The sequence below is a fragment of the Nocardia aurea genome (assembly GCF_003123685.1).
GTDB lineage: Bacteria > Actinomycetota > Actinomycetes > Mycobacteriales > Mycobacteriaceae > Nocardia > Nocardia aurea.
Genome location: NZ_QCYJ01000130.1, coordinates 78,172 through 104,491, shown reverse-complemented (window position 1 = coordinate 104,491; position 26,320 = coordinate 78,172). Strand labels below are relative to the sequence as shown.

Here is a 26,320-nt window from a genome sequence, read left to right as displayed (position 1 = left end):
GGATCGGATTCGGTGAGCGCGTGATCCGGGATCATCTGGACGACATTCATCGCGACACCACCATTCGCACCGGCGTCGGATCGAAACCGTTGCAGGGATTGTTGATCTGCGGGCAATTCGACACCAGCACCAGCGTGTCGATCTCGGCCCGCAGCGTGACCTTCTTGCCGGGCGCGGACAACCCGTCCACGATGCCGAGGGTGCCGTCCGCCTCCACCGGCACATTCATGAACCAGTTGATATTCGACACGAGATCGCGTTTGCCCAGCCCCCATTTCATGGCCTCGACGAGGAAGTTCTCCACGCAGGCGTGCTGGTGGCGGGTGTGGTGGCCGTAGCGAAGGGTGTTGGATTCCTGCGAGCACGCACCCGCGATGGTGTCGTGATTGCCGACCTCGTCGGCGACCACCGTCATCAGCGCGGTGCCGATATCGGTGCGCAGCACACTGCCGGTGGTGAGGAAGATGTTGCGCTGCGCGGTGATCGTCGCCTGCGCGCTGTAGCGGTCGGTGTGGTCGGCGGCGGAGTACAGCAGGCAGTCGACGGCCTGGTTGCCGTGCAGGTCGATGACCTCGAGTTCGTCGCCCGCGCGCACCACCGTCGACCAGGGGGCGCAGGCGGGGACGGTCTCGTCGAGCACGATGGTGCGGGTCGATGCCGCGATGGTGCCGGTCACGCCACTGCCTCCTGGTTCATCGCGGCGGTCCAGGCCGCTTCGGTGTTCTGCACTGCCCGTTGATATTCGGGGCCGGAGTCGGGGACGTCGGCGAGATCCTCGGGTGCGGACCAGACGACGACGTCGAGTTCGGTGGTGGGGCGCGGGTCCAGCGGATGCGGGGCGTTGGCGACCAGCAGGATCACCGGCAGGTGCACCAGCAGTTCGACGGTCGCGCCGGGACCGCTGCTGCCCGTGGGGGTCAGCGCCCCGTCGGATTCGACGCGGACGCCGCGGAAGAAGGTCACGCTCGGGGCGATATCACGCGGTGCGAGACCCTGTTTGACGCCCGCGAGCCGCAGCAGCGCGCGGGCCTCGTCGGAAGGGCCGCACAGGGTGTCGTGGTGACCGGAGGTGTCCCCGACCAGGGTGGCGAGCACCCGCCCCTGATCGGAGAGCAGTGGATGACCGGAGGACAGATACGCCTGCCACGGCACCTTCATCGTGTCGGCGACATTGAGTCGTTCCCACGGCGCGTCGGCCCGCAGCAGCAGCAGGTGCGCGCAGGCCGCGCCCGCCGGGTCGCCCAGCCGGATCCTGGTGCCGCGGCCGAGCACGACGTTGGTGTAGCCGCCGGACGGAATACGTCGGTCCCAGGTGATCTTCGACGGTGCGATGTGCTCGGGCAGGTCCGGGCGCGCGATCGTCGCGGCGGCGGCCTGCGCTCGGGCGTGTGAGCGTGCGCCCTCGGTGGACGCGGTCCCCTTTTCGGTCATGGTGTGCTCCCTTCGGAATGTCCGTCCGCGGTGCGGGGCGGAGGGACGGCGAGTTCGGTCCAGCGGCGCCGGTGGCCCCGGGAGGTGGCCGGGTGGCGGGCGGTCCCGTGCCCGCCACCCGACCGAGGAGGACTACGCGGGTTGCGCCACGGCCTCCGGCATATCGGCGCCGCGCGGTTTCGCGACGACCAGTCGGTGCACGACCAGGCCCACGGCGATCACCACGAGCACGAACAGCGGTGCGGCCCACTGCATCCACCAGCCGCCACCGCTGGGGATGTAGACCTCGGCACGCGGCCAGGCCAGGTTGATCGCCATCCCGATACCCCAGACCACGGCGAGCGCGTTGATCGGAATCCCGAAGCGGCCCAGCGAGAACAGCGACGGATCGGCCTCGTCGTCCCAACCCTTGATCCGGCGGATCAGCAGCGGCACGGTGACGAGCAGGTAGGCCAGGTAGAGCGAGACGATGCAGACGCTGGCCAGCGTCGCGAAGATCGCGCCGTTACCCAGATTGAGCACCAGCAGGCCGATGCCGAGCACCCCGATGACGATCGCGGGCAGCATCGGAGTGCCGTAGCGGGGATGCACGGCCGCGAGCTGCTTGGCGAAGGGCAGTTTGCCGTCGCGGGCCATCGAGAACATCAGGCGCGAACCCGCGGTCTGGATCGCCAGGGTGCAGACCATGATCGCCACGGCGACGCAGCCGAGCAGGATCTTGCCGGGCGCGCTGTCGAGTTTGGCGGTCAGCACGTAGGCGAGGCCCTCGGTGGCCAGCGAGCCGTCGGTCAGGCTCGGTGCGGCCATGAGCGCGCCGAGCAGCAGCAGGCCGCCGCCGAGCGCCGATACCGACAGCGCCGTGAGGATGGTGCGCGGTGCGACGGTGCGCGGATTCTTCGTCTCCTCGGACAGTTCGCCCGCCGAGTCGAATCCGACCATGACGTAGGCGGCCATCAGGCCCGAGATCAGGAAGGCGGACCAGTACGGACCCGGTGCGGCCTGATCGGTCTCGAAGACGACGCCGGGGCCGCGTTCGGTGTTGACGAAGAACAGCGCGATGATCGCGGCGACGCCGATGATCTCGACGGTGACGCCGATCGAGTTGATCTTCGCCATCAGATCGATGCCGATGACATTGATCGTGGTGGTGACGACCAGCAGGATGCTGCCGAGCAGGACCGCGTTACTCGCCCCGGAGGACGAGGTGAGGGCGCTGTCCTCGCCGATGATCTGGAATCCGCTCCAGATCGACGGCAGCACCACCTGGAGCGCGATGGCCGCGGCGGCCGCGGTGACGACCTGGGCGATCACCATCATCCATCCGGCGAACCAGCCCACGATCTCGCCGCCGAGTCTGCGCGACCACTGGTAGATACAGCCCGAAATCGGGTAGCGGGCGGCTAGCTCGGCGAAGTTCAGCGCGACGAGAAGTTGTCCGGCGAACACGATGGGCCAGGTCCAGAAGAACGCGGCGCCGCCGAAGGAGTAACCCAGTCCGAAGAACTGGAAGATGGTGGTGAGGATGGAGACGAACGAGAATCCGGCCGCGAAGGACGCGTAGCGTCCGAGTTTGCGGTGCAGCACCGGCTGGTAGCCGAAGCTTTCGAGATCGGCGCTGTCCTTGGTGAGGTCGGTGGGAGCGGGCGGGGAAGTTGTCGTGGCCATGTGCGGTCCTTCGGCGAGCGGCCAATACCTGTCAGATGACAGTTTTGCGTTTTCGATCGCTCATTCGGTGACCTGCGTGTATCGCTTGCGGTAACCCCCGTAACTTCTGTGTTGCCGGAGTTTCTATCAAATGACAGAAACCTCTCACCCGACCGTGCTCGGCCCACTGCGCCGATCGCGCCGCACGGTGACGGTGCCAGAATGGGCAGGTGGCAAACCCTGGCCCCGGCCGTCCCCGTCTGGAACAGCGAACGCGCCGCGGTAGGACACCGCGCGCGGAAATCCTCGACGCGGCCGGCGAACTGTTCACCACCAACGGCTACGCCACCACCTCGACCCGCGCGGTCGCCGACGCCGTCGGTATCAGACAGGCCTCGCTGTACCACCACTTCGCCGCCAAGGACGACATCCTCGACGCGCTACTGGCCGAAACCATCGCCACGCCACTGGAACTGGCCGCGAGCATGCGCGACCTCGCCGAACCCGCCGCGACCTGCCTCTACACCCTGGCCTGGTTCGATGTCAGGCAACTCTGCGCCGCGCAGTGGAATCTCGGCGCGCTGTACCTGCTGCCCGAGGTCCGCTCCGAACGTTTCGCCGTCTTCCGGCTGCGCCGTGACGAATTGCGCGGCCACTACGAGGCTTTCGCGGGACAGGTGATCGCCGAGGCGGGTGTCGCGGGCATCCCCGGCGCCGAAGCGCTGCCGTTCCGGCTGGTCGAGACGGTCATCAGCATCCGCTCCGACGAAGGCGCCGCCCCCGAGTACGCCGAGCGCACCATCCCGGACGCGACCCTGCGGATGCTCGGCTGGACCGGGGATCTGGACGAGGCACGCGAAGCGGCGGGCCGACTGCTCGATCGGCTCGACGCACGGTTGCCACTGGGCTGAGCGACGCGGTGCCACTCCACGCGAAGAGGGCCCGGCGGTCCGAAACCGCCGGGCCCTCTTCGCGTACGAATCAGCCCTTGCCGCGACCGGCCTTGAAACCGAAATCCCAGTTGTAGCGCTGAGCGATCTCCATGACACCGGCGCCGGGGCGTCCGGCGGGCGGCCGGATGAAGGTGCCTTCGCGCCGGACCACGAGTTCGCCGTTGATGTTCTCGATATGGGCGAGTACCGCGTCGCGGGAATCGTCCATGCAACCGTCGAGCGTCATCTCGATCGGCGCCGAGTTCACCGGGTACAGGGTCACCGTCGCGTGGACGCCACGGAAATCGTTGGCGCCCTCGTAGATCGAGGTGAAGACCAGGATACGGCGGAACTGGCGGGTGAAATCGAGGTTGATGTCGAGGTTCTCGCCGTTGGCGTTGGCGCCGGTCCTGTCGTCCTGATCGAGCCGGATATAGGGCGGCTGATGCAGATCGCCGAAGGAGCGGTCAAGGGCACGCACCGAGCCGATCCGGCCGTCGGCGAGTTCGAAGAAGCAGCAGAGATCCAGATCGATACCGCCGCCGCCGCGTTTGCGGCCGAACAGGCCGCCGCCACGATTGGACTGCGGCGAGGTCCAGTTCAGGTTGACCCGCATGGTGCCGCCGGTCGCGCCCTGCTTGGTCAGCGAGACCGAGGGCGCCTCCTTCGTCAGCGAGATCTTGCTCAGATTCACCGGCGCCCCACCGGTGGGCGGCGGCGCGAACTGCTGCGGCGGCTGCTGGAACGGCTGCTGCGGCGGTGGCGGCGGCGCGTACTGCTGGTTCGGCGGCGGCGCGTACTGCTGCGGCGGGGGAGGCGGCGGGGCGTACTGCTGTTGCGGGGGCGGCGCGTACTGCTGCGGTGGCGGGGGCGCGTACTGCTGCTGAGGAGGTGGCGGCGGGGCGTACTGCTGTTGCGGTGGCGGCGGCGTGTACTGCTGCGCGGGCGCCGCCTGCTGCGCGGGCTCGTCGTCGACCGAGATGCCGAAGTCGGTCGCCAGTCCGCCCAGACCCGACGCGTACCCCTGCCCGACCGCGCGGAACTTCCACGCGCCCTGCCTGCGGTACAGCTCACCGAGGACGAACGCGGTCTCGGTGGTGGCGCCGGTGCTGTCGAACCGCGCCACCTCGGCGCCGTTGCTCGCGTCGAGCACGCGCACGTACAGGCCGTGGAACTGGCCGAAGGTGCCGCCGTCGGTCGATGCCGCGATGACGACGGTCTCGATCGACGGTTCGACCTGCGCCAGATTCACCGACAGCGCGTCGATCACCGTGGGACCCTGCTGTTTGCCCTCGTGGCGCACCGCTCCCGACGGGTGCTGCGCCTGGTTGTAGAAAACGAAGTCGTCGTCGGAGCGGACCTTTCCCCCCGCCAGCAACAACGCGGACGCGTCCGCGTCAGGAACACCTGGACCCGATTGCCACCCCAGCTCGACGCGTACCGCGGACATCGGCACTGGTACGTTGGCGCCCTTCATCATCGACACAGCTGCCAACGTATATGAATACCTCGCCGCTCGTCACCCACCCCTGGGGTGGGTGACCCACCCCCCGCGTGTCGGCCGCGTCCGTGCGGCGCGACCGCTCAGCGTGTCGGCGGCGCGACCTGCCAGTGCGCGTCGAGCGCCTTCGCGATGTCGGGCAGGACCATGACCGGAATCCGCTTGCGTCGCAAGATTTCCCGAATCTCGCCGACCTGCTCGCGTTTACGCAGGTCGTAGGCGCCCGCCACCGGCCGGATCACCGGCGGGATGGACAGCAGCACCAGTTCGCCGTGCCGCTCGTCGCCGCCGGCCAGATCCAGCGCGAGCGACCAGCGTTCACGCTCGTCGAGGGTGAAACGTCCCGCGACCACCCGGTCCCAGTCGATGCTGGTCTCCGACCACGGCGTGCGCCGGTAGATCGCGCCGTCGGTGAGCACGATCGCGTCCCGCCCGAACAGCCGGACCAGCACCGCGATACCGGCGACGGCCCCGGCCAGCAACCCGGTGAACACCCGGTTCACACCGAAACCGAAGACGACGGCCGCGCAGACGCCCGCCGTCACCGCGACGCCGAGCCCGGCGTACAGGGCAACTCGTCGATTCGGAACCACGCCCGCGCGCACCATCGTCATACCGCCTCCCACTGGGTGCGGCCACCGTACCGCGCGCCCGGAGGCGGACGCGCGGGTATCGGATCAGGCTTGCAGCGCGACCGCGGCCTCGGCGGTATAGACCAGGAATTGCAGGCTCTGCTGGAAGTACAGGTCGACGGTCTCGGCGTTGTGCGCCAGGTAGCCGATCGAGACGTCCTGGCCGATCCGCAGGTCGAAATCGCCGCCGCGGGTGGTGAGCACGAACGCGCCGTCGATGGCGGGAGCCCAGATGATCTCGCCCTCGGGGATCAGGCGTTCGATATGGGTGCGGATCGGGTGGCCGTGATCGGAGGTCTCGCTGACCGCCGTGTAGAGGTCGGCGCTCAGCAGGACCGAATACGGCCCGTCGACACCGGCCAGGCGCAGGGCGCTCAACGCCTGCGTGACCGCTTCGGGCACCAGCTTCGGATCGTCGGGCACATTGATCGCCGGATTGGACGCGCTGGCCCTGATACCGGTGATCCCCGCGGCCGCGTACCCCTCGAAGATCGCGCGATCCTCGGCGAAGGCGATCTTGCGCGCCGCGTCCTTGACCGCGTCCAGATCGGCGTCGTTGGCGCCGCGCTCGACATTGTCGAGTTCCTCGCGCGAGAGCGAGAACGGCACCCGCAACTCCACCAGCGGCGCGACCACGCGCTGACGGGCCTGCACGCCCTGGTCGGGAGCCGCGATCGGAGTGGTGCGCCCCAGTCCGACGGCGGAGTAGTCCGTGCCGTGCGGGCCCGACACGTCGACCACCCGGCGACCCGCGATATGCCGTTTGAACGTGCGGGTGGCCTCTTCCTCGATCGCCGACCAGGCTTCCTCGGTGATCGGCGCTAGTTCGCGATGGAGGTTGTTCATGTCCTACTCCTTTTCAGGGTGCCGATGCCGAGTGATCCGCTGTCATTACCTCGAACCATTTCGGGTGCGGAAGATTCCCGCGCCGCCGCCGGCGCCGCGGGCAGGTCTTCGAAGAAATCCGTGGGGGGAGTGAAGAACAGGGTGCCGGTGATTGCGATCGAGAAATCCAGGATCCGGTCGTAGGCCGCGTCCTCGGTGCCGACGAACATCCGCGACAGCATCTCCTCGGTGACGCTCGGCGTGGCCGCGTAAGCGATGTAGTACGTACCGAATTCACCGTCGCGAACGCTGCCGAAGGGCATGTTCGCGCGCACGATCTGGCGTTCGTTGCCGTCCTCGTCGACGAGGGTGTTCACCGCGACGTGCGAATTCGCGGGCTTGTCCTCGTCGGAGAGCTCGAAATCGTCCAATTTCGTGCGCCCGATCACACGCTCCTGCTCCTCGATCGACAGCGCGCGCCATTCCGCCATGGTGTGCAGGTATTTCTGCACGACGACATAACTGCCGCCGCGGAAATCGGGGTCCTCGTCACCGATCAGGGCCGCCGCGATCGCCGCGTTGCCCTCCGGATTCTCGGTGCCGTCCACGAAACCGAGCAGATCGCGCTGTTCGAAATACCGGAAGCCCACGGTCTGGTCGACGATGGTGACCGCGCCCGCGAGCCGGTCGCCGAGCGTCATCGCCAATTCGAAGCAGATGTCCTGGAATTCGGATTTGATGTGGAACAGCAGGTCGCCGGGGGTCGACGGGGCGCGGTGGTGGTCGCCGACGAATTCGGGAAGCACATGCAGTTCGGCGGGACGCGGGCCGTCGAAGAGGCGGTCCCACGCCTGGCTGCCGATCGAGGTGTTGCAGACCAGCCCGGCGCCGGGCATACGGAATCCGATCGAACGCCGCAGACCGGGCAGATCGGCGAGCAGGTCGCGCACCGTCTGCTCCCCGCCCTCGTCGATGGTGGCGACGAGGAAGATCGCGGCCGGTGTCAGCGGTTCGAGAATCGGCTGCGGCTCAACCATGATCAACAGCCTAGATGTAGCGCTGTGCCGCGCCGCACGCGCACGGGCGTGTCGGGGTTCGGGCTACTTGGCGACCGTCAGGAGAAAGGCCACGTCGTCCACGGCTTTGACACTGTGGCGCGCCTTCGGGACGACGAGCAGATCGCCCGCGGAACCCTTCCACTCGTTGGCGCCGCTGATCAGGGTGAGCGTGCCGCTGATCACCAACAGCGTCGCGTCACCGGCATTGTCGTGTTCGGCGAGACTCTGGCCCGCGGACAGGCCGACGACCGTCTGGCGCAGGCTGTGCGCGTGGCCGCCGTAGAGAGTTTGCGAACTGCGCCCGCTCGTAGCGGTCGCGGCCAACTTCAATTGTTGGCGAGCGACCGCGGTCAGCGATTTCTTGTCCATGGATCGCCTTTCGCGTTGCATCGGCCGGTGCAGGGCTGTGTGACCGGCTGATAATCAGGAGTATGCCCGACCGGAGTTTGCCGTGCGACGGGTTTGGAGCCCTCGCCCCGTCGACGGCGTGTTCGGCGGATCAGCGAGTGTAGCGCCGGATGCGGAAGCGGGTGCCGGTGCGGGAAGTGTGCCACGGCGCGTCCTGTTCGGTCCGCCATTCGGGGCCGATGACGGGGGCGTAGGCGTCGCCATCGACGTCGGTATCGACCTCGGTCACCAGGAGCTCGGTCGCGAGATCCATTGCCGCACGGTATATCTCACCACCTCCGGCGATCCAGACGCGATCCTGCCCGGTCAGTTCCAACGCCTCGGGCACCGACGCGGCGCGTTCGGCGCCATCGGCCGACCACTCGGCGTCGCGGGACACCACGATATTGCGTCGCCCGTCGAGCGGACGAAATCGCGGCGGCAGCGAATCCCACGTCCGCCTGCCCATGACGACCGGATGACCCATCGTCACCGATTTGAAATTGGCCATATCCTCGGGCACCCGCCACGGAATGGTGTTGCGATACCCGATGACCCCCGTCGGGGACTGCGCCCAGATCAGACCGACCGATTTCACACGGCCACCGGCGCCTTGATGCCCGGGTGGTACCGGTAACCCGCCACTTCCACGTCCTCGTAGGCGTAATCGAACAAAGTGGGCGCCGGTCGCAGATTCAGCGTCGGGAACGGGTAGGCCTCGCGACTCAGTTGTTCGGTGACCTGGTCGACGTGATTGTCGTAGATATGGCAGTCGCCGCCGGTCCAGATGAACTCACCCGGTTCCAGTTCGGTCTGCTGGGCCACCATCCTGGTGAGCAGGGCGTAGCTGGCGATATTGAACGGCACGCCGAGGAACAGGTCGGCGCTGCGCTGATACAGCTGGCACGAGAGTCTGCCGTCGGCGACGTAGAACTGGAAGAACGCGTGGCACGGCGCGAGCGCCATCTTGTCCAGGTCGGCGACATTCCACGCCGAGACCATGATGCGGCGCGAATCCGGGTCGGTGCGCAGGGTGTGCAGCACCTGCGAGATCTGGTCGATATGGGTGCCGTCGGGGGTGGGCCACGAACGCCACTGCACGCCGTAGACCGGGCCGAGTTCGCCGTTCGCGTCTGCCCACTCGTCCCAGATGCTGACGCCGTGCTCGCGCAACCAGCCGACATTGGAATCCCCGCGCAGGAACCACAGCAACTCGTAGACGATCGATTTGAGATGCACCCGTTTGGTGGTGATCAGCGGGAAGGTCTCCGACAGGTCGTAGCGCAGCTGATGGCCGAAGACGCTGCGGGTGCCGGTGCCGGTACGGTCCGCTTTCGCGGTGCCGGACGCCATGACCAGCCGGAGCAGGTCCTCGTACTGCGTATCGGTGGTCGTCACGCCTGATGAGCTTACTGATCGCCCCACCTGGCAAGCTCTCGACCATGCGCAAGCTCTACGTGATCGGCATCGGGGCCGGTGATCCCGACCAGGTGACGATGCAGGCCGTCAAGGCCATGCGGCAGGTCGAGGTGTTCTTCGTGATCGGGAAAGGCGACGACAAGAGCGAACTCGTCGACGTGCGCACCGCGATGCTGACCGAGCACATGGACCGGCCCTACCGCGTCGTGGAGATCACCGATCCGCCGCGCGACCGCACACCCGCCGATTATCAGGGTGTCGTCGAGGATTGGCACGATCGCCGTTCGGCGCTGCTGGAAGCGGCCTTCGCGGAAGCGGAAGGGATCGGTGGCATTCTGGTCTGGGGTGATCCGTCGCTCTACGACAGCACGCTGCGCATGATCGAACGGGTGCTGGAGCGCGGAGCCGAGAAATTCGATTACGAGGTGATTCCCGGGATCACCAGCGCACAGGCCCTCGCCGCCCGGCATCGGATGGTGTTGCACCGCATCGGCGAGCCCGTCCACATCACCACCGGAAGGCGCTTGCGCGAGACGGGGCTGGAGGAATCCGCGCTGGTCATGCTGGACGGCGAATGCTCGTTCACCGAGGTTCCCGGCGACGACGTCCACATCTGGTGGGGCGCCTACCTCGGCATGCCCGACGAAACGCTGATCGAAGGCCCGCTGCGCGCGGTGGAGGCTCGGATCGTCGAGGAGCGGGCGCGTCTGCGCGCGGCGAAGGGCTGGATCATGGATATCTATCTGCTGCGGCGCGATCGACCGGGTAACGGATCCGTTCGCCCGGCTTCTGTCGGTGGTGGTCGGTAATCTGGCAGGCGTGCCCGAGCTACCCGAAGTGGAGGCGTTGGCGCAGTTCCTTCGGGAGCATGCGGTCGGCGCCGTGGTGGGTCGCGTCGACGTGGCGGCGCTGAGCGCGGTCAAGACCTTCGATCCGCCGGTGACGGCCCTGTCCGGCCGCGACGTCACCGGGGCTGGCCGGTGGGGGAAATTCCTCGGCATGGAATGCGGCGGGCTCTGGCTCATCACGCATCTGTCGCGGGGCGGCTGGCTGCGCTGGATCGACGAACCGAGTCCGACGCCGCCGAAACCCGGCGGTAAGAGCCCATTGGCGCTGCGGGTGCATTTCTTCACCCCCGAGGGGGCGACGCCCGCCTTCGACCTCACCGAGGCCGGAACCAAGAAACGTCTCGCGGTCTACATCGTCGACGATCCGTCGCTCGTCCCCGGTATCGCGCGACTCGGACCGGACGCGCTCGAACTCACCGAGGAGCAGTTCACCGAGATCCTGCGCGGCACCTCGCAGCGGATCAAGACGGCCATCGTCGAGCAGACGTTGATCGCCGGTATCGGCAACGCCTATTCCGACGAGATCCTGCACGCGGCGAAGATCTCGCCCTTCGCCAATACCGCGACCATGCCCGCCGAGAAGGTCTCCGAGCTGTATCACGCCATGCGCGCGATACTCACCGACGCCGTCGCGCGGTCGGTCGGCCAGGACGCGGCCCGCCTCAAGGGGGAGAAGCGGTCGGGGATGCGGGTGCACGCGCGCACCGGCCTGCCCTGTCCCGTCTGCGGCGACACCGTCCGCGAAGTCTCCTACGTCGAGCGGTCCTTCCAGTACTGCCCGACCTGCCAGACCGGCGGCAAGATTCTCGCCGACCGTCGGATGTCGCGGTTGCTCAAATAGCGCGTCGGCTCGGTGTCGCGACGTGGAGATCACGCCACGCCAGGCGTTTGGCCCGATCGGGGTCGTTCTCCAGGCGGGTGGGGTGGTCGATGAGCAGCGTGGTGCGCCTGGCCGCGGTATAGACGGGCCAGGACGGCAACGGTGTGCCGGTGCGGGCGAATTCGAGCCAGTTGTCCTGGAATTGGCGGGTCACGGCCTGGAGACCGCGACGTCCGCCCGCCGCGGTGATCGCCCGCCCGAAGGGTGTTTCGCCCGCCCCGAACACCGGAATCAGATCGGTGGCGTGGGTGGCGCCCACGCCGGCGAGGTGCAGCGCGCGCGGGGCGAAATCGTAGCGGTAGGCGTAGGTCGGCGCGTGTCGGCTGTGACCCTCCATCGCGGTGAGGGTGGGACGCCAGAAGACGTAGTCGCCGCCCGCGCCGATCGCGGCCTTCGCCTCGGGGAAGCCGGGATAGGCGTCGAAGATCCTCGACACGATCTCCTCGTCGGATCCGGCCAGAGCCGCGCGCAGGCGGTCGGGGCGGGTGGGGAGTCGGTCGGCGAATCTCGCGAACAGCGCGCCCTCGTCGCGGCAGGTGCCGATGATCAGCGGCACCCGGTGTGCCGACCCGTCGGCGAGCGCGGTGAGCGGATCCCGAGGCAGGTAGTCGTCGTCGATGACGGGACAGGCCGGAAACGAGCCGGGTTGTTCACGCATGACGGTGCCGATGGTGCGTTCGACGGCTTTGCGGATCTCGTTGGCCGAGGCGTCGGACAGCGCGTGCGCGGCGTCGGCGGTGGTGGCTCCGAGCGCGTCGAGACAGCGTCGGGCGAACGCGCGTGCGTCGTGGGTGCTCAGCGTCCAGTCCGCGGGCGGGCTCTGCGCGATCGCGCGGTGGAAAAGACCGGCCGCGTCGGGCGTCGCCAGCAGCGCCAGCACCGCGTGCGCGCCCGCCGATTCGCCGAACACGGTGACATTGTCGGGGTCGCCGCCGAAGGCCGCGATATTGCGTCGCACCCACCGCAGCGCCGCGACCTGGTCGCGCAGGCCGAGATTGGATTCGAAGGGCCGGTCGGGAGTCGCGAATTCGCCGAAATCGACATATCCGAACGCGCCGAGCCGGTAGTTCAGCGTCACCACGACGACGTCACCGCGTACCGCGAGCCGAGAACCGGAGTACAGGCGCAGCGCCGAGGTTCCCATGAGATAGCCGCCGCCGTGAATGAAAACCATCACCGGTCGCGGTGTCGAGGAGGCTTGCGCGGGTGCGGTGACATTCAGTGTCAGGCAGTCCTCGCTGGTGGGCTGAAACTGCCTCGGACCGATGCGCGCGCCGTCGCGATGTTGCATCGAGGCGAACCGGAACGCGGTGGCGTCACGGACCCCGGGCCACGGCCGCACCGGTCCCGGAGCTCGAAAACGCATATCGCCCACGGGCGGTGCCGCGTAGGGAAGGGATCGCCAGCGCAGAACGCGGCGGCCCCGTTGACCGCGGACAACTCCGTCGGCGGTCCTGATCTCGGTCGATGCCACCATCAACCGATGGTACTCAGCCCCGCCGGGCCTCCAAAAGGCGTAACCAGAACTCGCTGACGGCGGGGAAGGCAGGCACCGCGTGCCACAGCGTTGCCAGGGGTACCGCGCCGACGATCGCGATGGTGGCCGCGTGTAGCTGCTCGCCCACCTCGGGGCCGACGAACGTCGCGCCGAGCAGCGTGTCGGTGGCGGTGTCGATGACGAGTTTCGCGTGACCCGCGTAGTCGTCACGGGCCAGCGACGAACCGGCGACGGCGATATCCAGCTCGACGGTGTCGATCGCGTATCCGGCCCGCCGCGCGGCCTCCTCGCTGAGCCCGACGGCGGCGACCTCCGGCGTGGTGAACACCACCTGCGGAACCTGCGCGTGGTCGGCGCTCGCGGCGAATCGGGGGCCGTCGATCGCCCGTCCCTCGGCGCGCGCGGCGATCACGTCGCCGCACACCCTGCCCTGGTATTTGCCCATATGCGTGAGCGCCACCCGGTGATTCACGTCGCCGACCGCGTACAGCCAGTCGCCGGGAACCCCGCGCGCGCCGAGCCGGTCGTCGACCTCGATATAGCCGTCCGGCAGGCCGACGGCGGCGAGTCCGAGGTCCGCCGTGGCGGGTGTGCGTCCGGCCGCCACCACGATCTCGTCGACCACGACAACGGAAGTGCCGGTCTTGTCGCGCAATTCGACGGTGACGGGTCCACCGTGGATACGTCCCTCGCCGGTGTCGGCGACATCGGGGCGGCTGACCCGCACGGGTGCCACGCCGAAGCGCACGTCGACACCCGCCGCCGTCAACCCTTCGGCGACCCGCTCGCGGGCGAACGGCTCCACCGCGCCGAGCAGCGCGTCACCGCGCACCGACACGATCACCCGGGCACCGAGCGCGGCCAGCCAGGTCGCGGCCTCGCTCGCGACGACGCCGCCACCGACGATCAGCACCCGGTCGGGCACTTCGTGCAGGTTGGTGGCGTCTCGTGAGGTCCACGGCAGCGCGTCGCGCAGACCGGGGGTGTCGGGGATGTTCGCCCCGGTACCGGTAGCGACCACCACCGCGTGCCCGGCCCGCAGCACGCGGCCGTCCACCTCGACCAGGCGTTCGCCCGCGAGACGGCCGGTACCACGAACCACATCGATGCGATTGTCGCGCGCCCAGGCGACCTGCGAGCTGTCGTCGTGGTCGTGTACGAATTCGTCGCGGCGACGCAGTACCGCCTCGACGTCGAGACCGTCCGCGGTGATGCCGGGCATGTGCCGGGCGGCGGCCAGCAGATGACCGGGTCGAAGCAGGGCCTTGCTGGGGATGCACGCCCAGTACGAACATTCGCCGCCGACGAGTTCACGTTCGACGATCGCCGCGGTGCGGTCACTGTTCGCGATGGCGTAGGCCGCCGCGTTCTCACCGGCGGGACCGCCGCCGATGACGATCACGTCGTATTCGGCGGCCGGCACCGGGGAGTTCACTGCAGATAGCCCTCGACCTGGCGGGGCGAATTGACCTGCGCGTCGTCCGGGGACGTGCCCGAATCGATGCGCGCCCGCCGCTGCCGGAGCAGATCCCAGCACTGATCCAGCATGACCTCCAGTTCGGCCAGCCGCTGCCGTTCCGTCACCGGATCCACCTCGCCCGAGGTCGCCTTGGACCGCAGGCTGTGCTCGTCGTCGACCAGTTGCTTGATGCGTGCCAGGATGTCCTGTTCGGTCATGCAGACCATGCTACGACCGTGTCGCGGATTCGCCGGGTGATGATCGAGTCACGGATTCGCTCGGCTATCGGAGATCGAGTCCGGCCAGGCACGCGGCGGCGCGCGGGGCCGCGACGGCCAGGTCCGACCAGTCCAACGCGGTATAGCCGAGCGCGACCCCGAAGGTGTGCGGTTCTGTCGGCGTCGCCGTGGCGGGTTCGGTGGGCTCTCGCAGGTGGTGGCGAGTCAATCCGTCCAGATCGAGGCCGGCGGCGCGGCCCGCGGCGACGGCGCGCGCCTCGGCCTCGGCCGACGGCAGTGGCACCACCAGGTACGAGCCCGCGTCGTCGCCGATCACGTCGAGTCCGCGCCCGCGCAACGCCGACACCAGCAGTTCACGGCGCGGGGGCAGCAGGCGGCGCAGGCGACGCAGGTGCCGGGCCAGATCACCGTGCCCGGCCAATTCGGTGAGTACCCGCTGCCCCGCCGGGCTGGGGCCGGTGCCGGTTCGGTACCGATGCGCGAGAACGGCTTCGGTGATCCGCGGTGCCGCGACCAGCCAGCCGACACCGAGCGCGGGGGACAGGATCTTGCTCGTGGTGCCCAGATGGACCACGACATCGGGAGCCATGGAGGCCAGCAGCGGCAGCGGCGCCGTGTCGTAACGCAGTTCGCCGTCGTAGTCGTCCTCGATGACGAAGATGCCGGCAGCCCTGGCGAATTCGACGAGTTGCACGCGCCGCACCGCGGGCATCCGCGCGCCGATCGGAAACTGGTGCGCCGGTGTGCAATACACCGCCGCGATGTGCGGCGGCAGCAGATCGACGCGAAGCCCGCCCGAGTCGACCGGTACCGGAAGCACCCGAATGCCCGCCGCGCGGAACGCGCCGACGGCCCGCTGATAGCCCGGATTCTCGATCGCGACCGTATCGCCGGGACGCAGCAACGCGGCGGCGAGTTCGCCCACGGCGGAACTGGTTCCGGCGGTGGCGATGACATCGGTATCGCTGGCAGCGCCGAGTCCGCGGTGGCGCAGGAGATGTTCGGCGATCGCGGCGCGGAACTCCGGTTCGCCCGCGCGATCCTTGCGCACGCCGGGGTCGGCATCCGCCGCGGTGCGCCATGCCCGCCGCCACGCGGCCCGGTCGATGGCTTCGACACACGGTGCGCCGGGGAAGAGGTCGAGCAGGTCCGGATTCCGGTCGGTGGCGACGACCGACACCGCGCGGTTCGGTGCCTTCGCCGGTGCTGTCGTCAGGTAGGTCCCCGAGCCCGTCCTGCCCGTGATCCAGCCCTCGGCGTGCAACTGGTCGTAGGCCGCGGCGATCACCGTGCGACTGACGCCGAGGCGCTGGGCCAGCGCCCGCGAGGACGGCAACCGGTCCTGCGAGCGCAGCACCCCCGTGGTCGCCGCGCTCCGCAAACCAGCTGCCACCTGCACCGACAGCGGTTCGTCCGCCGTGCGATCGACCGTGAGTGGTAGGTCGTCGAACATCGGGCCTCCGCAATTGGACTGTCGAGATTTACTCGGATTGGCTATTCGATAATGCCACTCGGCACCGCAAGCTGGGATCATGAGCGAGACGAACCGCATCCCCCTGTCACCCACACCGAGGTCGACGCCGAAACGGGCGAAGGAACGCGTCCGCACCGATCGGGCCGATCTGGACGCCGTCCTCGACGCGGGACTGGTATGCCACCTCGGTGTCCTGCTCGGCGGATCCCCGGTGGTCATCCCCACCGCCTACGGTCGTGACGGTGACATGCTCTACCTGCACGGATCCACCGGCGCGGGCAATATGCGCGCCGCGCTCGCGGGCGATATCTCGGTCGCGGTCACCCTGGTCGACGGCATCGTCTACGCCCGCTCCGCCATGCACTTCTCGATGAACTACCGCTCGGCCGTGATGCACGGTCGCGCCGCCGAGGTCACCGATCCCGACCAGCGCCTGTACGCGCTGAAGGTGATGGTCGAACACTCCGCCCCCGGTGCGTGGGACCGGGTCCGATGGCCGAACAAGAAGGAATTGGCCGCCACCGTGGTCCTCGCCCTCGACCTCACCGAAGCCTCGGTGAAGATGCGCACCGGTGGTCCCAAGGACGACGAGGCCGATGTGGTGGCCGGTGGCGTGTGGGCGGGCGTACTCCCGACCCGCCGGGTATGGGACGCGCCGATCTCCTCGGATGATCTGGAAGTAGGCGTGGAGGTTCCCCCCGAGGTACTCGAGCGCGCCGCGCTGAGTTCGGCCGCGATCTAGACATCACGCCGAGCGGGTTCGGGAACTCACCATGTGGTGAACGGCAGCAGCGGACCGCCCACCTTTTCCAGCAGTTCGCGTAGGACCGCCGCCGAGGGGATACCCACCGGGTCGAGGCTGACCAGGGACAGGACTACGTCGCCGCCGATGGTGCACAGGTAGCCCGAGAGTTTCGTGCGCGGCACGCGATTCGCGCTCAGTCCGGGATGGATGGCCCGCGCCGCGACACCGATGCAGCGGTGCGGGCCGAGTGTCAGCAGGGAATCGGGTAGCGGGCCGATGTTGGAGCACAGGATGTCGCGTTCGCCCGCGCCCGCGGACAGTTTGTGGGCCAGTCGGTCCGGGATCACCTGGAGAATCTCCTCCGGCATGCCGGAGGGTGCGGTCATGCGGTATTCGTAGGCGGCACGAGACTTTTCGCGGATGCGGGCCGGATCGTCGTCGCGGGTGACGGCGATCTGCGTCATGGCGAGATCGTTGTCGACGCGGGGTTCGTCTCTGGTGTCGACGGGGAGACTGGCCTCGATCGTGTCCCCGGGAAAACCGCTCGCCCACAGGATGTTCGCGACCAGCCAGATGAACAGGCTGTTCCCGGTGCCGCCACGGGATCGGGCGGCGGCCTCCCATTCGGTCGTCGGGCATTGCACGACCGCGCCGCAGGTGATGGCGGCTCGCCCCGGACCCTTTTCGGGGAGAGGTTCGACCGTCCTCTTCGCGGTGCGGGCGCCGCCACCGCGTAATGCTCGCGCTGTGCCGCCCAGCACGATCCGCCACTGCCGCATCGCGTCGGACCAGTCCGAATCCCGCTCCGGATACGGCCGGGCCTTGCGGACCGGATCGAATTCTCGTTCTCCTACCGGATCCGTGTGCCGGTCCCGGGACGAATCGGCCCGCGCCGTACTCGAGCCGTGAATACCGGCGTCGCCGAAGCTCTCATCGGGGGTCCCGCCCGGTCGTTCCGGCCGCGCGCCGACCGTCGCTTCCATCCCGGTCCGCATGGCGCTGCCGATCGCCCGATCGGCTGCGATGACCAGGGCGCGCCCGTCGGCGAGGGCGTGCGAGCAGGTCAGGGATACCAGCGAACCACCGTCGTCGAGCCGCGTCGCCGCGAGCCGCCAGCCGGGGCCGAATTCCGGATCGAGGTCGTATCCCAGGCGATCGGCCCAGTCGAACAGCGCCGAGATCGGTATCGGTCGTTCGTCGTAGTCGAAGGTGTGGGCGCGTACGGTCGGCTGCCAGCGTCTGCGCGCGCCCGGCACCGCCGGTCGAATCACCCTGCGGCCCAGCGGACCCGACCGCAGCGCCGAATGCACCGCCTCCAGCGACGCGCGGTCGACGTGGTCGGCGGTGCGCCAGAGCCCCTGGAGGGCGATGGGGGTGCCGAGGTCGCGGTGGGTCCGCAGGAAGATCTCGTCGACCACCGTCAACCGGTCGGGGTGTTGCGCGGAGGGTCTCCTGTCGCGGCTCATCGAGTTCAGTGCTGTGCGCCGTGACGGCCCGCGCCCGCCGCGAAACGCTGGGCTCCCTCCAGCGCGCCGTCGGTCAGCGCGGTGATGCCGTGGCGCAGTTCGTTTCTCATGGCCGCCGATTCGTCCATACCGTCCTGTTCCAGCAGCGACATGCGGTCCGAACGCAGACAGGTCTGGGGCAGCGTGGCGAGCTGGGCGGCGAGTTCTTCGGCGGCGCGGCGTGAATCCCCGTTCGGCACAACGCGATCGACCAGTCCCATCTGCAATGCCTCGGGGGCCCCGACCGCCCGGCCGGTGAGGATCAGATCCATGGCGCGGCCGTGGCCGATGATGCGGGGCAACCGGACGGTGCCGCCGTCGATGAGCGGCACTCCCCAGCGTCGGCAGAAGACGCCGAAGGTGCTGTCCTGTTCGGCGACCCGCAGGTCACACCACAGCGCGAGTTCCAGTCCGCCCGCCACCGCGTATCCGGAGACGGCCGCGACGACCGGTTTCGACAGGGTCATCCGGGTGGGGCCCATCGGCCCGTCCCCGTCCTCGCTCACCTGATTCGAGCGTTCGGTGCCGAGCGCTTTCAGGTCGGCTCCCGCGCAGAAGGTGCCGCCCTCGCCCCAGAGCACCGCCACCGCCGCGTCCGGGTCGGCGTCGAACGCGCGGAACGCGTCGGCCAGCGCGGCGGCCGTCGGCCCGTCGACGGCGTTGCGCGCCTCGGGGCGATACAGGATCACCGTGGTGACCGCGCCGGATCGTTCGACTCGCACGGACATGTCCGCTCCTCGCTGCCGCTGGGCCGATAGCTGTCGGCGGGTGCCGACCCGGATTTCCGAAGGTGACCGCGCAGGTCACGGTCTCGACCTTACGACCTTCGGCCGCTTGTGTGAAGAAGTGAATTTGTGCTTCACTTCTTGCGTGGTCTACCGGAGAACCCCCGCGGTGCAGGCCCGATTGGACGCTCAGGGCGCGCTGATCGTGCAGGCGGCGGCCCGTGTGCTGTCGCGGTCGGGTTTCGCCGGACTGTCCATGGCCTCGGTCGCGGCCGAGGCCGGAGTGGCGACGGGCACCGTCTACAAGCACTACGACGGCAAAGCCGCACTCGTCACCGCCGTCTTCCGGACCGTGGTCGCGCGCGAGGTGGCCGCGGTCTCCGCGGCGGCGGCGTCGGGCAGCGCCGTGGAGCGGGTCACCGCGGCCGTGGAGACCTTCGCGGGCCGCGCGCTGAAGAATCCGAAACTCGCCTACGTGCTGCTCGCCGAACCGGTCGACCCGGCCGTCGACACCGAGCGGCTGCGTTTCCGCCACGCCTTCGCCGAGGCCTTCGAATCGGCCGTGGCCGAGGGGGTGGCGCGCGGTGAACTGTCCGCCCAGGATCCACGGACCAGCGCCGCGGCCCTGGTCGGGGCGATCGGCGAAGTGCTCGTCGGTCCGCTCGCCGCCGCACCGCACGGCGAAACCGTTGTCCCCGAACTCGTTTCCTTCGCGGTGCGAGCACTCGGTGTGCGCGAGGACGCGGCACCGCAGAAACAGGAGTGACCGATGCCGACACACGAAGTCTTCAACCAGGTTCCGAATATCGTCCCGTTCGACGTCTCGCGCAATCCGGCCCTGATCGAGGGTCTGCACCGCGAGGGCGCGGGCTGGGCCGAAGCCGAAGTGCGCGAACTCGGCGCTCTCGCGGGCGGTTTCGAGGCCCAGGAATGGGGTCGGCTCGCCAACGAGTATCCGCCGGTGCTGCACACCCACGATCGCTACGGAAACCGCGTCGACGAGGTCGAATTCCATCCGTACTGGCACGAGTTGATGAATGTCGCAGTCACCCACGGCCTGCACGGCTCGCCGTGGCTGGACGAGCGAGCGGGCGCCCACACCGCGCGCGCCGCGAAATTCTTCACCTGGGGCGTCGCGGACGCGGGCCACATGTGCCCGATCTCGATGACCTACGCCGTCGTGCCCGCACTGCGGCACAATCCGCAGCTCGCCGCCGCCTACGAACCGCTGCTCGGCAGCCGCGTCTACGACTTCGGACTGCGCGAACCCTCCGGCAAGGCCGGCCTGATCGCGGGCATGTCGATGACCGAGAAACAGGGCGGCTCCGACGTGCGGGCCAACACCACCACCGCCACCCCGCAACCCGACGGCGCCTATCGCCTGGTCGGGCACAAATGGTTCACTTCAGCGCCCATGTCGGACATGTTCCTCACCCTCGCGCAGGCTCCCGGCGGACTGTCGTGCTTCCTGCTGCCGAGGGTGCTGCCCGACGGCACCCGCAATCCCATTCGCATCCAGCGGCTCAAGGACAAACTCGGCAACAAGTCGAACGCGTCGTCGGAGATCGAATACGAGAACGCGACCGGCCGGCTGGTCGGCGCCGAGGGCGCGGGCGTGAAGACCATCATCGAGATGGTGAACATGACCAGGCTCGACTGTGTGATCGGGTCGGCGACCGGAATGCGCGCGGGCGCGGTGTTCGCCGTGCATCACGCCAGGCACCGGGAAGCCTTCGGCGCCAAGCTGATCGACCAGCCCGCCATGCGCAATGTGCTGGCCGACCTGGTGGTCGAATCCGACGCCGCGACCACCGTCATGATGCGTCTGGCCGGTGCCACCGACCGCGCGGGCACCGATCCCGCCGAAGCGGCGCTGCGCCGGATCGCGCTGGCCGTCACCAAGTACTGGGTCTGCAAACGCGCGCCCTCGCACGCGGCGGAAGCGCTGGAATGCTTCGGCGGCAACGGCTATGCCGAGGAATCCGGTATGCCACGGCTGTACCGGGAAGCGCCGCTCATGTCGATCTGGGAAGGATCGGGCAACGTCGCGGCCCTGGACGCGTTGCGCGCCATGGGACGTCAGCCGGAGACGGTGGAAGCGTTCTTCGCCGAGGTGACCCTCGCCAAGGGCGCCGACCCCCGCCTGGACGACGCCATCGCCGAGGTCGGCAAGGAACTGTCCGATCTCGGCGATATCGAATACCGCGCCCGCCGCGTCGTCGAACTGATGGCACTGGTCCTCCAGGGCGCGCAACTGGTTCGCCACGGCCACCCCGCCGTCGCCGACGCCTTCTGCGCGACCCGCCTCGGCAACGACTGGGGCATCGCCTTCGGCACCCTGCCCACCGGCGTCGACACCGGCTCGATCATCGAACGGGCGTTCGTCGCCTGATCCGACCGTCGGTCGAGTTCCGCGCGCCCGCCAGAGAATACTTGCGCCGGTAGGGTCGACAGGTGAGCGGAGACGAACGCGTAGTGCCGCTGGATCGGGTGGTGCGGCGGGTACTCGAGGGGGTGTCCGGTCGCGACAGCCGGTACATCATCGGTATCGCGGGGCCGCCGGGGGCCGGGAAATCGACCTTGGCGGACGCTCTGCGTGAGGCATTCGGGTCGGCGCACGGTGTGCGGATCGCGGAGATCGCGCCGATGGACGGGTATCACCTGTCCAACGCGGAACTGCGGGTGCGGGGGGATCTGGCGCGCAAGGGCGAACCGGACACCTTCGACGCCGCGGGATATGTCGAGAATCTGGGTCGATTGCGCCATGCCCCGATCGGGGAACCGGTGCCGTGGCCGACGTTCGACCGGCGGATCGAGGAACCGACTCCGGCGGGTGTCGTGTTCACCCGGCAGCGCGTCGTCATCACCGAGGGCAACTATCTGCTGTGTGACGGCGCGTGGTCGGGGGTGCGCGATCTGCTCGACGAGCGGTGGTACCTGGACGCCGACCGCGACGTACTCGAGCGTCGGTTGTTGCGCAGGCATCTGCGGGGCGGGCGGACCGCCGACGCCGCGCGCGCCAAGGTCCGCGACAGCGATCTGCGCAACGCCGATCTGATCGCGCGCACGAGATCGCGGGCCGATCTGGTGCTGCGCGAAAGGCAAGGCGGGTATCACGCGGTGGTGCGCTAGCGCGTGTCGACATGGGTTGCCCGATATTCACCGGCGCGTGCGGAGGGGTCTGGTGGTTCGGTCGGCCGATCATGGAGGAATGAAGCAGTCCCGCGAGATCTCGTCCCGCCGACATGCTCTACGTCGGATCCTCAGCGTGGTGTTCGCCCTGTTGATCTTCTATGGCATCCCCCTGGACTGGGATCTGGGAAGTGATTGGGCGGGCAAGGTGGCCGGGCTGTCCGCGTTCCTCGCCGGTATCGCCGGACTGGTCTGGGTGACGTGGCGTCACGTGCTCCGCTATCTGGAGGAGCCTCCGGCGACCGGCGGACGCGTCGACGGAATCCTGTTGCTGTTGTGCGTGGTCGCGATGTTCTTCGCGCTGTACTACTACCGGCTCGCGGTGCACTATCCGGGTCAGTTCGACGGAATCGTCACTCGCACCGATGCGCTGTATTACACGATCGTCACCCTCGGGACCGTGGGCTTCGGCGATATCCACGCCACCGGTCAGGCCGCTCGCATCGCCACCATGATCCAGATCGTCTTCGACCTGATCGTCATCGGCACGCTGCTCGCCATCACCAGTTCCGGCATCACCCGCCGCCTCGAAACCGCCGCGGGACAAAATACCCGCGACGGCGACATGCCTTCCGGCGAGGGCTAGCGGTTCCCGCGATACCAGCGAATGAGTTCGTCGGTGGAGGAATCGCCCTGGGGGGTCGGATCTTCGGCGGAGGTGAGCAGCGGCGCCAATTCCAGGGCCTGCTGTTTGCCGAGTTCGACGCCCCACTGGTCGAAACTGTCGACGCCCCAGATGGTGCCCTCGACGAAGACCTGGTGTTCGTAGAGCGCGATGAGCTGGCCGACCACCGACGGGGTGAGCCGCGGGGCGAGGATCGTGGTCGACGGACGGTTGCCCGGCATCACCTTGTGCGGCACGACCTCGGGATCGGTTCCCTCGGCGGCGATCTCGTCCGCGGTCTTGCCGAAGGCGAGCACCTTGGTCTGGGCGAACAGATTGCTCATCAGGATGTCGTGCATGCTGCCGGTGCCGTCGATCGTGGGCAGATCGTCGGTGGGCTGGGCGAATCCGAGGAAATCGGCCGGAATCAGTCGGGTGCCCTGGTGTAGCAGCTGGTAGAAGGCGTGCTGGCCGTTGGTTCCCGGTTCGCCCCAGAAGATCTCACCGGTCGAGGTGCTCACCGGGGTGCCGTCGGCGCGCACCGATTTGCCGTTGGATTCCATGGTGAGCTGCTGGAGGTAGGCGGGGAAGCGCGACAGGTCGTTCGAATAGGGCAGCACCGCCCTGGATTCCGCGCCGAAGAAGTTCGAGTACCAGACCCCGAGCATGCCGAGCAGGACCGGCGCGTTCGATTCCAGCGGTTCGTTCACGAAGTGGGTGTCCACGGCGTGCATTCCGGCGAGGAACTCACCGAAACGCTCTTTGCCGATGGTGGCCATCACCGACAGTCCGATGGCCGAATCCACCGAGTAGCGCCCGCCGACCCAGTCCCAGAAACCGAACATATTGGCGGTGTCGATGCCGAATTCGGCGACGCGTCCGGCATGGGTGGAGACCGCGACGAAATGTTTCGCGACGGCGTCCTCGCCGAGCGCGGCGACCAGCCAGCGGCGCGCGGCGGTCGCGTTGGTCAGGGTCTCCAGCGTCGAGAAGGTCTTGGACGCGACGATGAACAGCGTGGTCGCCGGGTCGAGTCCGTCGAGTTTCGCGACCAGGTCGGTCGGGTCGACGTTGGACACGAAACGCGCGCCGATACCGGCGTCGGCGTAGTGCCGCAATGCCTGGTGCACCATGACCGGTCCGAGATCGGACCCGCCGATACCGATATTGACGACGGTGGCGATACGTTCCCCGGTGGCTCCGCGCCACCGGCCCGAGCGCAGCCGGTCGGTGAATTCGCCCATCCGCGCCAGTACCTCGTGCACCTGGGTGCCCGCGTCGGCGCCGTCGATCTCCATCGACTCGCCTTCGGGCAGGCGTAGCGCGACATGCCCGACCGCGCGGTCCTCCGAGGTGTTGATGTGCGCGCCCGCGAACATCGCGTCACGGTGGTCGGGAACCCCGGCCTCGCGCGCCAATTCGACCAGCAGGTGCAGGGTTTCCCGCGTGACGCGATGCTTGCTGATGTCGATGTACAGGTCACCGACCCGGACCGTCAGCTCGCGTCCCCGCGCCGGATCCACGTCGAAGATATCCCGCAGATGTAGTTCGGAGATACCGCCGAAATGGTCGCGCAGCTTCCGCCATGCTGCCGACGCGGTGATGTCACTGCTCACCTCACCGAGGCTACAAGCAGCATCGCCGCCCCGCGCTCCCGACACCGCCGAATCCGGCCGCGGGCGCCGGGCCGACGAAGCGGACTTATCGGTCTCCCGGCATGAGCGGGGAGGAAACGAACTCGGCACGGGCGTACCCAACTAGGCTGACGGCATGGCGTCCGAAAGTGAACTTCTCCAATCCGTACCGACCTCCCTGTGGATCGGTGGTCCCGTCGAGGCAACCGGCGGCGGCACCTTTCCCGTGCACAACCCGGCCACCGGTGAGGTGCTGACCCGGGTCGCCGACGCCACGCCCGAGGACGCGGTGCGCGCACTCGACGCGGCCGCCGCCGTGCAGGCCGACTGGGCCGCGACCCCGTCGCGCGAGCGCGGCGAGATCCTGCGCACCGTTTTCGATCGCATCACCGCGCGTGCCGAGGAATTCGCGCTGCTGATGACCCTCGAAATGGGGAAGGCGCTGCCGGAGAGCCGCAACGAGGTCCGCTACGGCGCCGAATTCTTCCGCTGGTTCGCCGAAGAGGCGGTCCGGGTGCACGGTCGCTATCTGCACGCGCCGTCGGGCACCGGGCGCATCGTCGTGCACAAGCAGCCGGTCGGGCCGTGTCTGGCGATCACCCCGTGGAACTTCCCGCTGGCCATGGGCACCCGCAAGATCGGTCCCGCGCTGGCCGCGGGCTGCACGATGATCGTCAAACCCGCCTCGGAGACCCCGCTGACCATGCTGCTGCTCGCGCAGCTGTGCAGCGAGGCGGGTCTGCCCGACGGAGTGCTCTCGGTGATCACGACCTCACGTTCGGGGGCCGTCACCGGCCCGCTGCTCACCGATCCGCGCCTGCGCAAACTGACCTTCACCGGGTCGACGGAAGTCGGTAAGAAGCTCATCGAGGCCTCGGCGCACGGCCTGCTGCGCACCTCCATGGAACTCGGCGGCAACGCGCCCTTCGTCGTCTTCGACGACGCCGATGTCGACGCCGCGGTCCAGGGCGCGATGCTGGCGAAACTGCGCAACGGCGGCGAGGCGTGCACCGCGGCGAACCGCTTCCACGTGCAGAACGGCGTGCTGGAGGAGTTCACGACCAAATTCGCCGAGGCCATGGCGAGTTCGGTCTCGATCGGACCGGGCGCCGAAGCGGGCACCACACTCGGTCCGCTCATCAACGAGGACCAGCTCAACACCGTCGCCGAATTGGTCGACGACGCGGTCGCGGCGGGCGCCCAGGTGCGTCTGGGTGGCAAGGCGCCCGGTGGTCCCGGCTGGTTCTACCCGGCCACGATCCTCACCGACGTGCCGCCGCACGCGCGGATCCTGACCGAGGAAGTGTTCGGACCGGTGGCCCCCATCGTCGGCTTCGACACCGAGGAGCAGGGGCTCGCCGCCGCGAACGACACCGAGTACGGCCTGGTCAGCTACGTCTACACGCGTGATCTGGACCGTGCGCTGCGAATCGCGGAGGGCCTGGAATCCGGCATGGTCGGGGTGAACCGCGGTGTGATCTCCGATCCGGCGGCCCCGTTCGGCGGGGTCAAGGCGTCCGGTTTCGGCCGCGAGGGCGGGATCGAGGGGATCGAGGAATACCTCTCGACCAAGTACATCGCCCTGAGCTGACCGTGACGGGGATTTCTCCGGTCCGGCCGGGCCGGGGAGATCCCGACCGGGGAAAGCGCGACCGTCCCGGGGATTTACACCCGGGACGGCCTCGGGG

The 26,320-nt window shown here is 68.5% G+C and carries 26 protein-coding genes; 9 read left to right on the top strand and 17 right to left on the bottom strand.

All coding sequences use genetic code 11. From position 1 onward, the window contains the following. Positions 1–46: 46 nt before the first annotated feature. From DAT37_RS32605 to DAT37_RS32595, 3 genes are all read right to left on the bottom strand, one after another. On the bottom strand, positions 47–676 hold the full coding sequence (locus DAT37_RS32605) for an urea amidolyase associated protein UAAP2 (RefSeq protein WP_408637470.1): 630 nt from the start codon (positions 674–676) through the stop codon (positions 47–49). Beyond that, positions 673–1,431, bottom strand: coding sequence for a DUF1989 domain-containing protein (locus tag DAT37_RS32600; protein WP_109528744.1), 759 nt, complete (start codon positions 1,429–1,431; stop codon positions 673–675). Before DAT37_RS32600 ends, DAT37_RS32605 begins: the two co-directional genes overlap by 4 nt. A 132-nt stretch (positions 1,432–1,563) precedes the next feature. After that, positions 1,564–3,096 (bottom strand): amino acid permease, encoded by a 1,533-nt coding sequence (locus DAT37_RS32595; protein WP_109528743.1) that lies wholly within the window; start codon positions 3,094–3,096, stop codon positions 1,564–1,566. Positions 3,097–3,305: 209 nt separating this feature from the next. Between DAT37_RS32595 and DAT37_RS32590 the strand changes: the two genes are divergently transcribed. Beyond that, positions 3,306–3,986 (top strand): TetR/AcrR family transcriptional regulator, encoded by a 681-nt coding sequence (locus DAT37_RS32590; protein ID WP_109528742.1) that lies wholly within the window; start codon positions 3,306–3,308, stop codon positions 3,984–3,986. A gap of 70 nt (positions 3,987–4,056) precedes the next feature. Here the strand turns inward: DAT37_RS32590 and DAT37_RS32585 are convergent, their stop codons facing one another. The 7 genes from DAT37_RS32585 to DAT37_RS32555 all read right to left on the bottom strand — a co-directional run bounded on the left by DAT37_RS32585 (position 4,057) and on the right by DAT37_RS32555 (position 9,763). Continuing rightward, complete coding sequence (locus DAT37_RS32585; RefSeq protein WP_198654572.1) at positions 4,057–5,487, bottom strand: TerD family protein; 1,431 nt, start codon at positions 5,485–5,487, stop codon at positions 4,057–4,059. Positions 5,488–5,591: 104 nt separating this feature from the next. Then, entirely contained in the window at positions 5,592–6,122 is a 531-nt protein-coding gene (locus tag DAT37_RS32580; RefSeq protein WP_109528740.1) for a hypothetical protein, read from the bottom strand. Between the two features lie 63 nt (positions 6,123–6,185). Then, complete coding sequence (locus DAT37_RS32575; protein ID WP_109528739.1) at positions 6,186–6,986, bottom strand: family 1 encapsulin nanocompartment shell protein; 801 nt, start codon at positions 6,984–6,986, stop codon at positions 6,186–6,188. Then, on the bottom strand, positions 6,983–8,002 hold the full coding sequence (locus tag DAT37_RS32570) for a Dyp-type peroxidase (protein ID WP_109528738.1): 1,020 nt from the start codon (positions 8,000–8,002) through the stop codon (positions 6,983–6,985). The genes DAT37_RS32575 and DAT37_RS32570 overlap by 4 nt, the downstream gene beginning before the upstream one ends. A 63-nt stretch (positions 8,003–8,065) precedes the next feature. After that, entirely contained in the window at positions 8,066–8,392 is a 327-nt protein-coding gene (locus tag DAT37_RS32565) for a cupin domain-containing protein (RefSeq protein WP_109528737.1), read from the bottom strand. Between the two features lie 130 nt (positions 8,393–8,522). Then, a complete protein-coding gene (locus DAT37_RS32560) occupies positions 8,523–9,008 on the bottom strand; it encodes a dihydrofolate reductase (protein WP_109528736.1) in 486 nt (161 codons plus the stop codon). Next, complete coding sequence (locus tag DAT37_RS32555; protein WP_269814821.1) at positions 9,005–9,763, bottom strand: thymidylate synthase; 759 nt, start codon at positions 9,761–9,763, stop codon at positions 9,005–9,007. The genes DAT37_RS32560 and DAT37_RS32555 overlap by 4 nt, the downstream gene beginning before the upstream one ends. An 89-nt stretch (positions 9,764–9,852) precedes the next feature. On the opposite strand from DAT37_RS32555, the gene cobF reads away from it, so the two are divergent. Further along, positions 9,853–10,638, top strand: a complete 786-nt coding sequence (gene cobF, locus DAT37_RS32550; protein ID WP_109529098.1) for a precorrin-6A synthase (deacetylating) — start codon at positions 9,853–9,855, stop codon at positions 10,636–10,638. 10 nt (positions 10,639–10,648) lie between these two features. Further along, positions 10,649–11,518, top strand: coding sequence for an Fpg/Nei family DNA glycosylase (locus tag DAT37_RS32545; protein ID WP_109529097.1), 870 nt, complete (start codon positions 10,649–10,651; stop codon positions 11,516–11,518). Here the strand turns inward: DAT37_RS32545 and DAT37_RS32540 are convergent. From DAT37_RS32540 to pdxR, 4 genes are all read right to left on the bottom strand, one after another. Continuing rightward, complete coding sequence (locus tag DAT37_RS32540) at positions 11,511–13,034, bottom strand: carboxylesterase/lipase family protein (protein ID WP_109528734.1); 1,524 nt, start codon at positions 13,032–13,034, stop codon at positions 11,511–11,513. The two genes, DAT37_RS32545 and DAT37_RS32540, sit on opposite strands and share 8 nt — an antisense overlap. A 13-nt stretch (positions 13,035–13,047) precedes the next feature. Beyond that, the gene (locus DAT37_RS32535) at positions 13,048–14,490 is read right to left on the bottom strand and encodes a dihydrolipoyl dehydrogenase family protein (protein ID WP_408637469.1); all 1,443 of its coding nucleotides are present in this window, start codon (positions 14,488–14,490) and stop codon (positions 13,048–13,050) included. Next, positions 14,487–14,732: a DUF2630 family protein gene (locus DAT37_RS32530; RefSeq protein WP_109529095.1), complete on the bottom strand. Its 246-nt coding sequence runs from the start codon at positions 14,730–14,732 to the stop codon at positions 14,487–14,489. The genes DAT37_RS32535 and DAT37_RS32530 overlap by 4 nt, the downstream gene beginning before the upstream one ends. Positions 14,733–14,796: 64 nt before the next feature. Further along, positions 14,797–16,206: a MocR-like pyridoxine biosynthesis transcription factor PdxR gene (gene pdxR, locus DAT37_RS32525; RefSeq protein WP_109528733.1), complete on the bottom strand. Its 1,410-nt coding sequence runs from the start codon at positions 16,204–16,206 to the stop codon at positions 14,797–14,799. A 79-nt stretch (positions 16,207–16,285) separates the two neighbouring features. Here pdxR and DAT37_RS32520 point away from each other — a divergent pair, with 79 nt between their 5' ends. After that, positions 16,286–16,969: a pyridoxamine 5'-phosphate oxidase family protein gene (locus DAT37_RS32520; RefSeq protein WP_109528732.1), complete on the top strand. Its 684-nt coding sequence runs from the start codon at positions 16,286–16,288 to the stop codon at positions 16,967–16,969. A gap of 26 nt (positions 16,970–16,995) precedes the next feature. Here DAT37_RS32520 and DAT37_RS32515 read toward each other — a convergent pair whose 3' ends face one another. Together DAT37_RS32515 and DAT37_RS32510 are read right to left on the bottom strand one after the other, a co-directional pair. After that, entirely contained in the window at positions 16,996–18,438 is a 1,443-nt protein-coding gene (locus DAT37_RS32515) for a hypothetical protein (RefSeq protein WP_232840145.1), read from the bottom strand. A gap of 5 nt (positions 18,439–18,443) precedes the next feature. After that, the gene (locus DAT37_RS32510; RefSeq protein ID WP_109528731.1) at positions 18,444–19,205 is read right to left on the bottom strand and encodes a crotonase/enoyl-CoA hydratase family protein; all 762 of its coding nucleotides are present in this window, start codon (positions 19,203–19,205) and stop codon (positions 18,444–18,446) included. Between the two features lie 142 nt (positions 19,206–19,347). Here DAT37_RS32510 and DAT37_RS32505 point away from each other — a divergent pair, with 142 nt between their 5' ends. The 4 genes from DAT37_RS32505 (at position 19,348) to DAT37_RS32490 (ending at position 22,980) form a co-directional block, all read left to right on the top strand. After that, positions 19,348–19,968: a TetR/AcrR family transcriptional regulator gene (locus DAT37_RS32505; RefSeq protein WP_109529093.1), complete on the top strand. Its 621-nt coding sequence runs from the start codon at positions 19,348–19,350 to the stop codon at positions 19,966–19,968. Positions 19,969–19,971: 3 nt separating this feature from the next. Then, positions 19,972–21,594, top strand: a complete 1,623-nt coding sequence (locus DAT37_RS32500) for an acyl-CoA dehydrogenase family protein (RefSeq protein ID WP_109528730.1) — start codon at positions 19,972–19,974, stop codon at positions 21,592–21,594. A 62-nt stretch (positions 21,595–21,656) separates the two neighbouring features. Then, a complete protein-coding gene (locus tag DAT37_RS32495; protein ID WP_232840144.1) occupies positions 21,657–22,334 on the top strand; it encodes a nucleoside/nucleotide kinase family protein in 678 nt (225 codons plus the stop codon). Positions 22,335–22,413: 79 nt separating this feature from the next. Beyond that, positions 22,414–22,980 carry a potassium channel family protein gene (locus DAT37_RS32490; RefSeq protein ID WP_109528728.1) on the top strand — a complete coding sequence of 189 codons (567 nt, stop codon included), beginning with the start codon at positions 22,414–22,416 and terminating at the stop codon, positions 22,978–22,980. Here the strand turns inward: DAT37_RS32490 and pgi are convergent. Continuing rightward, entirely contained in the window at positions 22,977–24,614 is a 1,638-nt protein-coding gene (pgi, locus tag DAT37_RS32485; protein ID WP_109528727.1) for a glucose-6-phosphate isomerase, read from the bottom strand. The two genes, DAT37_RS32490 and pgi, sit on opposite strands and share 4 nt — an antisense overlap. 154 nt (positions 24,615–24,768) lie before the next feature. Between pgi and DAT37_RS32480 the strand changes: the two genes are divergently transcribed. Continuing rightward, positions 24,769–26,223, top strand: coding sequence for an NAD-dependent succinate-semialdehyde dehydrogenase (locus tag DAT37_RS32480; protein WP_109528726.1), 1,455 nt, complete (start codon positions 24,769–24,771; stop codon positions 26,221–26,223). Positions 26,224–26,320: the final 97 nt, after the last annotated feature.